This is a genomic window from Angustibacter sp. Root456, from assembly GCF_001426435.1.
Lineage (GTDB): Bacteria > Actinomycetota > Actinomycetes > Actinomycetales > Angustibacteraceae > Angustibacter.
This window is the reverse complement of the sequence record NZ_LMER01000014.1, coordinates 502,321-516,077: the sequence shown is the minus strand read 5'-3', so window position 1 is coordinate 516,077 and position 13,757 is coordinate 502,321. Positions and strand designations below refer to the sequence as shown.

The window sequence follows — 13,757 nt, the reverse complement described above, 5'->3', positions numbered from 1 at the left end:
GACGCCGCCGGACATACTTTATGAAGACGCCCACCCGGCCACCGGGTGGGCGTCTTCGTGTTTCCCACCCTACGTATTTCCCACCCGACGTATTTCCCACCGACGTGTTTCCCGCACGCGACGCTGACAGGAGTACGCGGCCCATGGCTGACGATGACGCCACGCCCCCTCGCCGTCCGCATCGGGGCCCCAGCCGCCCCAGCGGAACCGGCGGCCAGGGACGCCCGCAGCGCTCTGGCGGTGCCGGCGACTCAGGGCGCCCGCAGCGCTCTGGCGGTGCCGGCGACTCGGGGCGCCCGCGCCGATCTGGCGCAGGTGCCTCACCGAGCGGGGAGCGGCGCTGGGGTTCCAGCCCCTCCCAGCCCGGGGGCGCGCCCGAGAGCCGCTCGTCCGGCCGAGGAGCGCCGGGTGGGCGACCGAGCGGTGAGCGGACGCCGGCGCGTCGAGGTGGCCCGGGCGATCGCCCTCCGCGGGCTGGCGCTGGTCGCCGCCCGGATGAGCCGGTGCGTCTGCTCGGGCCCCGACGTTCTGGCCCGCAGGAGCCGGCCCTGCCGGACGACGTGAGTATCGGTGAGCTCGACCGACAGGTCCGGGCGCAGCTGCGGTCGTTGTCGAAGACGAACGCCGAGGTCGTGGGGCGGCACCTCGTCATGGCTGGGCGGCTGCTCGCCGACGATCCCGAGACCGCGTACGCGCACGCCATGGCCGCCCAGCGGCGGGCTGGGCGCATCGCGATCGTGCGTGAAGCAGTGGGCGTGGCGGCCTACCACGCGGGACTGTGGGCCGAGGCGCTGGCTGAGCTGCGGGCGGCGCGCCGGATGAGCGGCTCGTCGCACCAGCTGCCTCTGATGGCCGACGCCGAGCGGGGGTTGGGCCGACCCGAGCGGGCACTGGAGCTCGCCGCGTCGCGCGAAGCGGCTGAGCTGGGTCCGACGGAGCGCATCGAGCTGGCGATCGTGGTCTCGGGCGCCCGGCGCGACCTCGGCCAGTCCGAGGCGGCCGTCCTGGCGCTGCGGCTGCCGGAGCTGGAGCACCCTGGTGGCCGACCGTACGTGGCTCGGCTCCAGTACGCGTACGCCGACGCCCTGCTGCACGCCGGGCGGACCGACGAGGCGTTGAGCTGGTTCGCCCGCGCCGCCGACAGCGACCTCGACGGTGAGACGGACGCCGACGAGCGCCTGGCGGAGCTGCAGGGTCTCGACATCACCGATTTGGCCGAGTCCGACACCGAGTCCGACACCGGGTCCGACACCGAGTCCGACACCGAGTCCGACACCGAGGGCGGCGAGCCGTCGTCGGACTGACCAGCTGTCCACAGGCCTGCAGCGGACCGGCCGTCGTCCACAGGCGTGGGGCCGCCGCTCGTGCGTGAGGCTCCTGGCCGACAGGGTGGAGGGGTCGGCACGGGGCCGGCGACGACCCGGAGGTGGCCAGTGGCATCGACGACCCGACGGCAGGCGCGCGGGCCCGAGCCCAGACGCGCAGAGCCTAAACGCGCAGAGCCCAAACGCGCATCCGATGCGGACGAGGCGACGAGCCCGGGGCTCAACGAGGTGCGGCTGCACGGTCGCTGGCAGGGCGCTCTCGAGCGCGAGCTCCCGAGCGGCGACCGGCTGGTGACGGCGCGTGTGGTGGTGGCTCGCCCGGAGGGCGGCGTGGACGCGCTCGACTGCGCCGTGTGGCCACCGGGGCTGCGCCGCAGGGTGTTGGCCTGGGCGGACGGCACTCAGGTCGAGGTCGCGGGCAGCCTGCGCCGGCGCTTCTTCCGCACTCCGGCCGGTGCCGCCAGCCGCTACGAGGTGCAGGTTCAGCAGATCCGGCGCGCGCCAGGCCCACGCGGCCGCCGCGCGGCGACGTCCTGAGCGACGACGTACCGTGGATGGGTGGACGGAGCACCCGAAGGCGGACCGTACGAGTGGTGGCAGCGGGCCATGGACCTGCTGAGTCGAGGCGATGCCGCCGCTGCGGCGGTGCTGCTCGAGCGCACGGTCGCCGTGGAGGAGCGGTCGGCCAGCGGCTGGGAGGCGCTCGGACGTGCCAGCTATGACGCCGGCCAGTTCCAGCGCGCCGCGGAGGCTTTCGCTCGCCTGGTCGAGCTGTCTCCCGACTCCGACTACGGCCACTTCGCGCTGGGCCTGAGCCTGACCCGGCTGAACCGGTTCGAGCGCGGCGTGGAGCACCTGGCCATGGCGTCGGTCATGCGCCCTGAGCGCGCGGAGTACACCGACCGGTTGCGGCAGGCCCGGGCCACGCTGCGCGCTCGGCAGGCGTCCGGCGACGAGCACGCCGGTGAGTGAGACCGCAGCGCCGGGCTGGGAGACGAGCCGAGGACCGCTGGTCGACGAGCACGACGTGGTGCTGCTCGACCTGGACGGCGTCGTCTACGTCGGGCCGCAGGCGGTGCCGGGTGCCCGTGAGACGCTGAGCGAGCTGCGCCGGCGAGGCGTCCACGTGGCCTTCGTGACGAACAACGCCTCGCGCACGCCGACCGAGATCGCGCGGCACCTGACCTCGCTGTCGATCGACAGCACGGCCGACGGCGTCGTCACCAGTGCCCAGGCGGCAGCCCGGCTGCTCGCCGCGGATCTCCCGGACGCAGCGCGGGTGCTCGTCGTGGGCGCCGAAGGCCTGCGCGAGGCGGTGCGGGCGGTGGGACTGACGCCGGTCGAGGGGGCCGACGACGCGCCGGCCGCCGTGGTGCAGGGGTTCTCGCCCCAGCTGTCGTGGGCCATGCTCGACGAGGCGTGCGTGGCGGTGCGCCGGGGTGTGCCGTGGATCGCGACGAACGTCGACAGCACGCTGCCGACGCCGCGCGGGCCGGCGCCGGGCAACGGTGCCTTCGTCGACGTGGTCGCGCGCACCACCGGAGCGACGCCGCGTGTCGCCGGCAAGCCCGCGCCGGCGCTGCTCGCCGCGGCGGTCGAGCGCACCGGCGCGCAGCGGCCCCTCTTCGTGGGTGACCGGCTCGACACCGACATGGCGGGGGCGCGCGCGGCCGGCATGCCCGGCCTGCACGTGCTCACGGGCGCCAGCGCGACCGTCGACCTGCTCGCGGCGGGCCGTGACCGGCGCCCGGCCTACCTGGCGGCGGACCTGTCCGGGCTGCTGAGCGAGCACCACGCTCCGCGGGTCTCGGCGGACCGTCCCCGCTGGTGCGCGGCCGGGGCCGGCGTGCGGGGCGAGTGGGACGACGGCGAAGGCCTGCGGGTGGACGCCGATCCGCCTGGTGACGCCCAGCTCGCGGTGGAGGTGCTGCGTGTGGCGTGTGCGGCGGTGTGGGCTGCGTGTGACGACGGCGCCGACGTCGACCTGGAGCGCGCCCGAGCGGCCCTCTCGCGGTGGACGGCGCCGCAGGGCTGGGACCGGTAACGTGGCGGCGCGACGGGATCTTGGTGAGGTCGAGGAGGCCACGGTGATCGACATGGTGCGGGGCTACGTGCAGCTCGCGGGCGGCCTCACGCAGGTGACCCGCCAGCGCGCCCTCGAGGTGGCGCGGCAGGTCGTGGCCGGCGGCCCGGTGTCGGCGATGCCCATGCGCCCGGAGGAAGTGGCCGCTCGGGCGAGCGCCCTGGCCGACGAGCTCGTGACGGCCGGTCGGCAGAACCGCGCGCTGCTGCTGGACCTCGTGCGCTCGGAGGTCGAGAACGTCGTCGCGCGCCTCGGACTCACCGGTCGTGAGGAGCTCGAGACGGCGCTGGTCGCGAGCCGGGCCCGCATCCACGAGCTCGAGCGAGAGCTGGCGGCCCGCGATGCCGAGCTGGTCTCGGTGCAGCGTGCCGCCACGCCATCGACGGCGGCGAAGAAGACCGCGGCGAAGAAGAGCGCGGCGAAGAAGAGCGCGGCGAAGAAGAGCGCGGCGAAGAAGAGCGCGGCGAAGAAGAGCACGGCGAAGAAGAGCGTCGCGAAGAAGAGCACGGCGAAGAAGAGCGTCGCGAAGAAGAGCGCGGTGAGCAAGCGCGCCGCGTCCACCACCGGATCCGGTCGATGAGCGATCACGCTCAGCCCTCCGACGCCCAGGAGCCCCAGCCTCAGGAGCCCCAGCCCCGCGCGCAGTCCGAGCAGCAGGCTGTACCAGCGGCTGCCGTGCGCCTGCCCCAGACGGGCGACCAGCGCGTCGACGAGGCCCTCGAGCCGCTAGCCGGTGTGCGCGACCTGCCACCCGCCGAGCAGGTCGAGGTGTACGTCGGGGTGCACCGCGCCCTGCAGGACCGCCTCGCCGACCTCGAGGGCTGAGCGCTGGGCACGGCGCAAGAACGGCTGGACGTAGCCCTCGTCCGCCGCGGTCTGGCGCGTTCGCGCACCCAGGCCGAGCGCCTGGTGCGGGAAGGGCGCGTGCAGCTGGCCGGCGTCGCGGTCACCAAGGCCTCGCGCAAGGTCGAGCCCGACGCCGCGTTGACGGTGCAGGCAGGGGAGCACCCCGACTACGTCGGTCGCGGTGCGCTCAAGCTGGCCGGGGTGCTCGACGAGCTGGCCGCACTCGGCGCGGCTCCGGCGGTGTCGAGCCGGCGCTGCCTGGACGCGGGCGCCAGCACCGGTGGCTTCACCGAGGTGCTGCTGCAGCGCGGCGCCGCCGAGGTGGTTGCGGTCGACGTCGGCCACGACCAGCTGGACGCCACGTTGCGAGGGCACCCGAGGGTCCGCGAGCTCTCCGGCACCTCGGTGCGCGGCTTGCCGCCGCAGGCCGTCGGCGGCCCGGTCGACCTGGTGGTGGGTGACCTGTCGTTCATCTCCCTGCAGCTCGTGCTCACCGACCTGGCCGCGCTCGTACGTCCCGGCGCCGACCTGCTGCTGCTCGTGAAGCCGCAGTTCGAGGTCGGCAAGAGCCGCCTGGGCTCCGGCGGAGTGGTCCGCGACCCCGTGCTGCGCGCCGACGCGCTCGTGGCCGTGGCCCGGGCCGGTCAGGAGCTGGGGTTGGTGGTGCGTGCGCTGCGTCCGAGCCGGTGGCCGGGCCCGAGCGGCAACGTCGAGTACTTCGTGTGGTTCAGTGCGCAGGACGACGAGCCAGCGGACGGCCGGTCGACCGACCTGCCGCCACAGCTCGCCGCTGACGACCTGCCGGCCGCTGCGAAGCGCGCCGTCGAGGAAGGACCCACGTGAACCGACGCGTGCTGCTGGTGACGCACACCGGACGCCCCGAGGCGCTCGCGGCGGCCTCTGAGATCTCTGAGGCGCTCATGGGGGCCGGCATCGAGGTGGCGGTCCTGCCGCAGGAGGCCGACGAGCTCCACGAGCTCCTGGGTCCGCACGGACTGCAGCGCCACCTCGGGGACGTCGAGATCGCCGATCCCGAGCACCTGGCCGAGGGCTGCGAGCTGGTGATCGTGCTGGGCGGCGACGGCACGATCTTGCGCGGCGCCGAGATCGTCCGCGGCACGTCGGTGCCGCTGCTGGGGGTCAACCTGGGGCACGTGGGGTTCCTCGCCGAGATCGAGCGCGAGGACATCCGCGAGACGGTGCACCGCGTCGTCTCCCGCGACTACACCGTCGAGGAGCGGCTCACGCTCGACGTCACGGTCCGGTGCGGTGGCGAGGTGATCCACCGCTGCTGGGCGCTCAACGAGGCGACGGTCGAGAAGGCAGCCCGCGAGCGGATGCTCGAGGTGGTGATCGAGGTCGACGGCCGCCCGCTGTCCACCATCGGCTGCGACGGCGTGGTGATGGCCACGCCCACCGGCTCGACCGCCTACTCGTTCTCAGCCGGCGGCCCGGTGGTCTGGCCGCAGGTGGAGGCGCTGCTGCTCGTGCCGATCTCGGCCCACGCCCTGTTCGCCCGGCCGCTGGTGGTCGGGCCGCAGTCCCAGCTCGCCGTCGAGGTGCTGGGCGACACCGAAGGGTCCGGCGTGCTGTGGTGCGACGGACGCCGCCGGTACGAGCTCGGGCCCGGCTCGCGCATCGAGGCGGTGCGCTCCGAGCTGCCCGTCCGGCTGGCCCGGCTCGCGCCCGGACCCTTCACCGACCGGCTCGTTGCCAAGTTCCGCCTGCCGGTGCACGGATGGCGCGGCCAGCGCCGCCCTGCCTCCTAGAGTGTCGCTGTGCTGGAGGAGATGCGGATCCGCTCGCTCGGCGTCATCAGCGACGCCGTGCTCGAGCTCGATCCCGGCCTGACCGTCGTCACCGGCGAGACCGGCGCGGGCAAGACCATGGTGGTCACCGGGCTGGGCCTGCTGCTCGGTGCCCGCGCGGATGCCGGCGCGGTGCGCACGGGAGCGACGCAGGCGCTCGTCGAGGGCCGTGTGGTCATCGACCCCGCGGGCTCGGTCGCCCGGGCGGCCGAGGACGCCGGTGCCGAGCTCGACGACGACGTGCTGCTGCTGGCCCGCACCGTCACCTCGGCCGGGCGCTCGCGCGCGCACGCCGGTGGCCGTTCCGTGCCGGTCGGCGTGCTCGGTGAGCTGGCGAGCGAGCTCGTCACCGTGCACGGCCAGTCCGACCAGCTGCGGTTGCTGCAGCCGGCCCGACAGCGGGAGGCACTGGACCGGTTCGCCGGTCACGACGCGCTGCTGGCCGAGCACGCGGCGGCCTACCAGCAGCTGCGCGACGTCGAGCGCGAGCTGCTCGACGTCACGACCCACGCCCGCGAACGGGCCGAGGAGGCCGAGCGGTTGCGGCTCGCGCTGCACGAGGTGGAGGCTCTGGACCCCCAGCCCGGTGAGGACCACGCCCTGCGCGACGAGGACTCCCGACTCGCGCACGCCGACGCCCTGCGCACGGCGGCCCAGCAGGCGCACGCGGCGCTGCAGGGCGACACCCTCGACTCCCTCGATACGGGCGGCACCGGCATCGGCGCGGACGCCACGAGCCTGGTCGCCGAGGCACGACACCGGGTGGAGTCGGCCCGCGACCTCGATCCGGCGCTCGCCGACCTCGAGCGCCGACTGAGCGAGATCGGCTACCTGCTCGCCGACGTGGCGGGCGACCTGGCGTCGTACGCCGCCGGGATCGAGGCCGACCCGGCGCGGCTGACGGCCGTGCAGGAGCGCCGAGCGGCGCTGACGGCCCTCGTGCGCCGCATCGAGGCGGTCGGCGGGGTCGAGGCGGAGGTGGCGGACGTCGACGGCGTGCTCGCGTGGGCCGCGTGGGCGGCGTCGCGGCTGCTGCAGCTCGATGACGGCGAGGGTACGGTCGGCCGGCTGCGCGCCGAGCGTGACCGGTTGCGCGGCGACCTGGGCCGGCTGTCGGCCGCGGTGCACGCCTCCCGGGCCGACGCCGGTCGCCGGCTGGCCGAGCTGGTGACGGCCGAGCTGGCGCAGCTGGCGATGCCGCAGGCCCGCGTCGAGGTGACGCTCACGCAGCGCGAGGACCCCGAGGGCATCGAGGTCGAGCTTCCCACGGAGTCGAGTGAGCAGCGGGCCGCCACCCTGGTCGTCCACGAGCACGGTGTCGACGAGGTGGAGCTGCTCCTCGCCCCGCACAGCGGCGCCCCCCTGCGGCCGGTGGCCCGCGGGGCGTCCGGCGGTGAGCTCTCGCGCGTGATGCTCGCGCTGGAGGTCGTGCTGGCCGGCGCCGACCCCGTGCCGACGTTCGTGTTCGATGAGGTCGACGCCGGAGTCGGCGGTCGGGCGGCCATCGAGATCGGGCGCCGGCTCGCCCGGCTCGCGCGCTCGGCGCAGGTGATCGTCGTCACGCACCTGCCGCAGGTGGCCGCCTACGCGGACCGGCACCTCGTCGTGGTGAAGTCCGACGACGGCGCGGTCACCGAGAGCGGTGTGCGCACGCTCGACGACGCCGAGCGCGTGGCCGAGCTGGCTCGCATGCTGGCAGGGCAGGAGGAGTCGCAGACGGCTCGGGCGCACGCCCAGGAGCTGCGCGAAGCGGCCCTCTCCGACCTCGCCGTGGTCAGCCGGCCTCGACCGTCCTGACCGCAGGCCGTGGGAGGATGGCGCTGATGCGTCGACTCTCCCTGCGTTCGCGCGCCCAGGCCACCTCGGCCGCGGGCGTCGTCGGCGTGGCCCGCGTCGACGGGCGCACCAAGAACCTCACCAAGCGGTTGCAGCCCGGCGACGTCGCGGTGATCGACCACCTCGACATCGACACCGTGGCCGCCGAAGCCCTCGTGGCGCGCCGCCCGGGCGCCGTGGTCAACGCGGCGAGCAGCACGAGCGGGCGCTACCCCAACCTCGGCCCTGAGATCCTGCTGGCGGCGGGCATCCCGCTGGTCGACGGCGTCGGCCGCGAGGTCATGGTCGCGGTGCAGGACGGCGAGCGCGTCCGCGTCGATGGCAGCGACGTCTACGTCGGCGACGACCTCGTCGCCTCGGGCACGCGGCAGACCGACGAGACGGTGGCCGCCGCCATGGAGGAGGCGCGCGCGGGGCTGGCGGTGCAGCTCGAGGCGTTCGCCGCCAACACCATGGAGTACCTGCGCAAGGAGCGCGAGCTGCTGCTCGACGGCGTGGGCGTGCCCGACATCCGCACCGACCTCGAGGGACGCCACGTGCTGGTGGTCGTGCGCGGCTACCACTACAAGGAAGACCTGCAGACGCTGCGCCACTACGTGCGCGAGTACCGGCCGATCATCATCGGCGTCGACGGCGGTGCCGACGCCGTGCTGGACGCCGGGCTGCCGCTGCACCTCATCGTCGGTGACATGGACTCGGTGTCCGACAAGGCGCTCTCCAGTGGGGCGGAGATCGTCGTGCACGCCTACCGCGACGGCCGCGCCCCCGGCCAGGAGCGCGTCGAGCGCCTCGGGGTCGAGCCGGTCGTGTTCCCCGCCACCGGCACCAGCGAGGACGTCGCGATGCTGCTGGCCGACGACAAGGGTGCGGAGCTGATCGTCGCGGTGGGCACCCACGCCACGCTCGTCGAGTTCCTCGACAAGGGCCGTGCCGGCATGGCCAGCACCTTCCTCACCCGGCTGCGGGTCGGGGGCAAGCTCATCGACGCCAAGGGCGTCAGCCGGCTCTACCGCGCCCGCATCTCGTCGTGGCAGGTGCTCCTGCTGCTCGTGTGCGGTCTGCTCGCACTGTTCGTCGCGATGTCGGTGACCCCGGCGGGCCAGGCCGCACTCGGCCTCGGTGGCGCCCGGTGGGACGACATCTGGTCGTGGATCCAGGGACTCTTCTGACGTGATCGACTTTCGGTACCACCTCGTCTCGATCGTGGCGATCTTCATCGCGCTCGCGGTTGGCATCGTGCTGGGCGCCGGCCCGCTGCAGCAGCAGCTGGGCCAGACGCTCACGAGCCAGGTCTCGCAGCTGCGGGCCGACAAGGCCGACCTGCGTAGCCAGCTCGACACCCAGCAGCACAAGATCGACGCCGCCGACGAGTTCGCGACGTCGGTGACCGCTGATCTCGTGGCCTCGCGCCTCGGCGGACGCTCGGTGGTGCTGCTGCTCATGCCGGGCGCCGACTCGGCGGTCGCGGACCAGATCACCAAGACGCTGCAGACGGCGGGGGCCAAGATCAACGGCCGGGTCAAGCTCGCGCCGTCGTGGGCCGACCCGGCACCGGGCAAGGTCACCTTCCGCGACCAGCTGTCGTCGAACCTCGGGCCGCTGGTCGACAGCGGCGCCGACCCGGCCGCGCCGGTGAACGAGCGGATGGCCGCGATCTTGGCCAAGGCGCTGGTCGTGTCGTCGGTGACCGGGGCCGACAAGGCGTCGGCGCAGAGCAGCCAGGCGCTCTCGGGCCTGCGCGAGGCGGGTCTGCTGAGCGTGCAGGGCCCCGAACCGGCGCCGGCGACGCTGGTCGTGGCCGTGGCGGCAGACCCCGACACCAAGACCGCCGACGACGCGCGCAAAGCCGTGCTCGGCACGCTGACGACGACGCTGCGCGTGCTCGACGAGGCCAGCAGCGGGGTCGTCGCAGTGGGATCCACCGAGAGCACCGAACCGATCGGCTTGATCGGCGCCCTGCGCGCCGACCGCTCGGTCGCGTCGAAGGTGTCGTCCGTCGACGACATCGCGCTGGCCATGGGGCGCATCGCCATGGTCTTCGCGCTGCGCCAGCAGATGGTGGGCCAGGCCGGCCAGTACGGCACCGGGGTCGGCGCGACGGCGGTGCTGCCTCCGCTTCCTGCGGACGTCCCGTGACCGCGGGCCGGGCGCGCTCGGCCGGCGTCGCCGCGCTGGCTGCGGGTGTGGCCGGACGGCTGGCCGCTGCGGGGTTGCAGCGCCGCCCGCCCGGCGGTGGCCAGCGCTGGACCCGCACCAACCACCGCGGGGAGCCCATCAGCCTGCTGGAGGGGCCCGCCTACGTCGCCGGGGCCGTCACGGGCGTCGCGCTGGCTCCCGGCGTTCCCGGTCGCCTGCGCGCCGCGGCCGTGCTGGCGGGGACGGCGGCCGGCGCGCTGGGCGCCTACGACGACCTCGCCGAGGGCGGGGTGCGCAAGGGGCTCAAGGGCCACCTCGGCGCCCTGCGGCGCGGCGAGGTGACCACGGGGTCGGTCAAGGTCATGGGCCTGGCTGCGGCTGGCCTGGCGGCGTCGGCGGTCGTGCGGGCTGGTGACCGCGACCGCAGCCCGGTGCTTGCGCGCGGCACCGACGTGCTCGTGGGTGGGGCCGTCGTGGCCGGGTCGGCGAACCTGCTCAACCTGCTCGACCTGCGGCCGGGGCGTGCGCTCAAGGCCGTGCTGCTCGCCACGCCGCTCGCCGCTGGCGCCGGGTGGCCCGTGGCTGTGGCCGCAGCGGGCAGCGCCGTCGCGTCGCTGCCCGACGACCTCGCCGAGCGCACCATGCTCGGTGACACCGGTGCCAACGCCGCGGGCGCGTTGCTCGGGGTCGCGGCCCTCACCGCCACCGGACGACGCGGACGCCGCTCCCGGGCCCTGCTGCTCGCTGCCCTCGTCGCCTTGACCGTCGCCAGCGAGAAGGTGAGCTTCACCCGCGTCATCGAGTCCACCCCGGGCCTGCGCGAGCTCGACGCCCTCGGACGCCGTCCGCCCGGCCCGCCGCGGTGAGCGGGCTGCCGCCGCGCGCCGGGCGCCTCGCGGCGGGCGTGGCCGGCGCAGCCGCCGCGATCGCCGTCCTCACGCTGCTGTCGCGGGTGGTGGGTTTCGGCCGCTGGCTGGTGTTCTCGGGCACCGTCGGCAGCTCGTGCGTCGGCTCGGCCTACGCCAGCGCCAACCTGGTGCCCAACGTGCTGTTCGAGGTGGTGGCCGGAGGGGCCCTGGCCGCGAGCGTGGTGCCGGTGCTGTCGGCGGCCATCGTGCGCGGCGACCGAGCCGCAGCCAGCCGGACGGCGTCCGCGCTGCTCACCTGGACCGTGCTGGTGCTGACGCCGGTGACGTTGCTCGTCGTGGCGCTCGCGGGCCCGATCACCAGCGTGCTCCTGCGCGCCGACCAGTGCCCGGGCCAGGGCGCGAGCGCGGCCCGCATGCTCGTGGCCTTCGCCCCGCAGATCGTGCTCTACGGCGTGGGGATCGTGCTCACGGGCGTGCTGCAAGCGCACCGGCGGTTCATCGGCCCGGCCCTGGCACCGCTGGCCTCGAGCGTCGTGGTGATCGGCGTGTACCTGCTCTTCGCCGCCACGACCCACCGTCCGACGGGGCCGGCGTCAGCGGCGTGGCTGCCCGATCGCGGTGGTGAGCTGTTGCTCGCGCTCGGCACGACGGCCGGTGTGGTCGTGCTGAGCCTGCCCCTGCTCGTGCCGGCGCACCGGGCCGGCGTCCGGCTGCGCCCGACGCTGCGCTTCGACCCCGGGGTCGCGTCGCACGCTCGCCGGCTGGCGGCCGCCGGGCTCGCCGGGCTGCTCGCCCAGCAGCTGCTCGTGCTCGTCACGGTGCGCCTGTCGAACGGCTCCGGTGGTGCGGGCGCGCTCAACGTCTACCAGTACGTGCAGGCGGTGTACCTGCTGCCGTACGCCGTGCTGGCCGTGCCGCTGGCCACGGCCGCCTTCCCGACGCTGTCGGGTCAGGTCGCCGCCGGGGACGGTGCGGCGTACGCGGGCACGCTCACGCGCTCGATGCGCGTGGTGGTGCTGGTCGCCGTGGCGGGCGCCGCGGTGCTGGTGGCCAGCGCCCCGGCGGTGGGCCAGCTGTTCGCCGTCCTCGACGCCGGAGGGGCCGCGCTGTCGGCGCTGCCGTCGGCGCTCACGGCGTTCGCGCCGGGCCTCGTGGGGTTCGCCCTCATCGCGCACCTGGGGCGGGCTCTGTTCGCGGCGGGCCGGGCGACGTACGCCGCCCGCGTCACCGTGGCCGGCTGGCTGGTCGCGGTGGTGGCCTCGCTCGCGCTCGTGCCGGTGCTCGCCGGCACCGGTGAGCGCGCCGCGACGCGCACGCTGCTGGCTCTCGGTCTGGCCAGCTCGCTGGGCATGACGGTGGCCGGGGTGCTGCTGCTGGTGGGCGCCGCGCGCACCCAGGTGGCCGGGACGCCGGTGGCACCCGCCCTCGCCGGCTCACTACCCGTGCTCGCGCGGGTGCTGCTCGTAGCGGCCACGGGCGCCGTGGCCGGGCGCCTCACCACCGATCGGGTGACCCTCGACGGTGTGGGGGGCGCGCTGGTGTCGGGTGTGCTGGGATCAGCAGTGACTGCGGCGGTGCTCGGCGTCGGACTGTGGGTCACCGACCGGGACGACCTGCGCGGGCTGCTGCGCCCCGGGCGGACGGCAGGTCAGGTCACCGGTGGCTGAGACGACGGGACGGGAGAGTGGGCGCGTGGGCCGCGAGCGCACCGGCGCGACTGCGCGGCCGCTGCCGCGGGTGCTGCTGCTGCTGGGCACCAGCGGTGGGGGAGTCGGCCGCCACGTGCGCGCCCTCGCGGCGTCCCTCGTGGAGGCCGGTGCCGTGGTGCACGTGGCCGCCCCAGCCGCCGTCGGCGAGGAGTTCGACTTCACCGGCGCGGGGGCCGGGTTCACGCCCGTCGAGATCCGCGAGCGGCCGCACCCGCGTGGTGACCTGAAGGTCGTCGGCACCCTCAGCCGACTGGCCGAAGACGTCGACGTCGTGCACGCGCACGGCCTGCGCGCGGGGGGCCTCGCGGTGCTGGCGCTGCGGCGCAGCAGCGTCCCGCTGGCGGTGACCCTGCACAACGCGCTGCTGGCGCAGGGCGTCGGCGGCAGCCCGGTGCGGGCCGCCTACGCGGTGCTCGAGCGGCTGGTGGCCCGCGGCGCCGACGTCACGCTCGGCGTGTCCGCCGACCTGGAGGTGCGGCTGCGCGAGCTGGGCGCCCGCGACGTCCGGCACGCCGTGGTGCCGGCACCTGCGGCCCTGGCGGCGCGGGCCACGCCCGAGCAGGCCCGCGACGCACTGGGGCTGCGCGACGAGGCCGTGGTGCTGTGCGTGGCGCGGCTCGCCGAGCAGAAGGGGTTGCCCCTGCTGCTCGACGCGACCCAGGCGCTGGCTGCCGATCCCACGCTGGGCCGTCCCCTGGTCGTGCTCGTCGCCGGCGACGGCCCGCTGCGGGACCGGCTCGCGGCCCGGATCGAGGCCGACGCGCTGCCCGTGCGGCTGCTCGGCTGGCGCGACGACGTCGGTGACCTGCTCACCATGGCCGACGTGGTCGTGTCGTCCGCCGTGTGGGAGGGCCAGCCGATCGCCGTCCAGCAGGCGTTGCAGGCCGGGGCCGCCGTGGTGGCGACCGACGTGGGCGGCACGGCGGAGGTCACGGGGGACGCTGCGCTGCTCGTGCCGGGCGGGGACGCCGCCGCGCTGGCGGCCGGCGTACGGCGGCTGCTCGTCGACCCGGGGGCGCGCGCGGAGCTGCGCGCACGAGCACGCAGCCGGGCCGCGGAGCTGCCCGACGACGCCGCGGCGTGCGACGCGGCCCTGCGGGTCTACGACGACCTGCGCCGCACCGGCCGTTCGACCTAGTACAGTC

14 protein-coding genes are annotated in these 13,757 nt (G+C 75.3%); all 14 read left to right on the top strand.

Annotated features, from left to right (window positions below; genetic code table 11):
* Window positions 1–503 precede the first annotated feature (503 nt).
* The 14 genes from ASD06_RS18410 to ASD06_RS07510 all read left to right on the top strand — a co-directional run bounded on the left by ASD06_RS18410 (window position 504) and on the right by ASD06_RS07510 (window position 13,750).
* The gene (locus ASD06_RS18410) at window positions 504–1,304 is read left to right on the top strand and encodes a hypothetical protein (RefSeq protein ID WP_200941936.1); all 801 of its coding nucleotides are present in this window, start codon (window positions 504–506) and stop codon (window positions 1,302–1,304) included.
* A gap of 249 nt (window positions 1,305–1,553) precedes the next feature.
* On the top strand, window positions 1,554–1,862 hold the full coding sequence (locus ASD06_RS07565; RefSeq protein ID WP_056674999.1) for a hypothetical protein: 309 nt from the start codon (window positions 1,554–1,556) through the stop codon (window positions 1,860–1,862).
* A 21-nt stretch (window positions 1,863–1,883) separates the two neighbouring features.
* Window positions 1,884–2,297, top strand: coding sequence for a tetratricopeptide repeat protein (locus tag ASD06_RS07560; protein WP_056674997.1), 414 nt, complete (start codon window positions 1,884–1,886; stop codon window positions 2,295–2,297).
* Window positions 2,290–3,369 carry an HAD-IIA family hydrolase gene (locus ASD06_RS07555; RefSeq protein WP_056674995.1) on the top strand — a complete coding sequence of 360 codons (1,080 nt, stop codon included), beginning with the start codon at window positions 2,290–2,292 and terminating at the stop codon, window positions 3,367–3,369. Before ASD06_RS07560 ends, ASD06_RS07555 begins: the two co-directional genes overlap by 8 nt.
* Window position 3,370: 1 nt before the next feature.
* A complete protein-coding gene (locus ASD06_RS07550) occupies window positions 3,371–3,988 on the top strand; it encodes a histone H1-like repetitive region-containing protein (protein WP_056674993.1) in 618 nt (205 codons plus the stop codon).
* Complete coding sequence (locus ASD06_RS18830) at window positions 3,985–4,233, top strand: hypothetical protein (protein ID WP_157371567.1); 249 nt, start codon at window positions 3,985–3,987, stop codon at window positions 4,231–4,233. Before ASD06_RS07550 ends, ASD06_RS18830 begins: the two co-directional genes overlap by 4 nt.
* A gap of 3 nt (window positions 4,234–4,236) precedes the next feature.
* Window positions 4,237–5,097, top strand: coding sequence for a TlyA family RNA methyltransferase (locus ASD06_RS07545; RefSeq protein WP_200941959.1), 861 nt, complete (start codon window positions 4,237–4,239; stop codon window positions 5,095–5,097).
* Window positions 5,094–6,023: an NAD kinase gene (locus ASD06_RS07540; protein ID WP_056674989.1), complete on the top strand. Its 930-nt coding sequence runs from the start codon at window positions 5,094–5,096 to the stop codon at window positions 6,021–6,023. The genes ASD06_RS07545 and ASD06_RS07540 overlap by 4 nt, the downstream gene beginning before the upstream one ends.
* A 21-nt stretch (window positions 6,024–6,044) precedes the next feature.
* Complete coding sequence (gene recN / locus ASD06_RS07535; RefSeq protein WP_056674987.1) at window positions 6,045–7,859, top strand: DNA repair protein RecN; 1,815 nt, start codon at window positions 6,045–6,047, stop codon at window positions 7,857–7,859.
* Window positions 7,860–7,885: 26 nt separating this feature from the next.
* A complete protein-coding gene (gene steA / locus ASD06_RS07530; protein ID WP_056675210.1) occupies window positions 7,886–9,067 on the top strand; it encodes a putative cytokinetic ring protein SteA in 1,182 nt (393 codons plus the stop codon).
* 1 nt (window position 9,068) lies between these two features.
* Complete coding sequence (locus tag ASD06_RS07525; RefSeq protein WP_056674985.1) at window positions 9,069–10,034, top strand: copper transporter; 966 nt, start codon at window positions 9,069–9,071, stop codon at window positions 10,032–10,034.
* Window positions 10,031–10,900 carry a hypothetical protein gene (locus ASD06_RS07520; protein WP_056674983.1) on the top strand — a complete coding sequence of 290 codons (870 nt, stop codon included), beginning with the start codon at window positions 10,031–10,033 and terminating at the stop codon, window positions 10,898–10,900. The genes ASD06_RS07525 and ASD06_RS07520 overlap by 4 nt, the downstream gene beginning before the upstream one ends.
* The gene (gene murJ / locus ASD06_RS07515; protein ID WP_056674981.1) at window positions 10,897–12,570 is read left to right on the top strand and encodes a murein biosynthesis integral membrane protein MurJ; all 1,674 of its coding nucleotides are present in this window, start codon (window positions 10,897–10,899) and stop codon (window positions 12,568–12,570) included. The genes ASD06_RS07520 and murJ overlap by 4 nt, the downstream gene beginning before the upstream one ends.
* A gap of 25 nt (window positions 12,571–12,595) precedes the next feature.
* Window positions 12,596–13,750: a glycosyltransferase gene (locus tag ASD06_RS07510; RefSeq protein ID WP_082537789.1), complete on the top strand. Its 1,155-nt coding sequence runs from the start codon at window positions 12,596–12,598 to the stop codon at window positions 13,748–13,750.
* The last annotated feature ends 7 nt before the right edge of the window (window positions 13,751–13,757 follow it).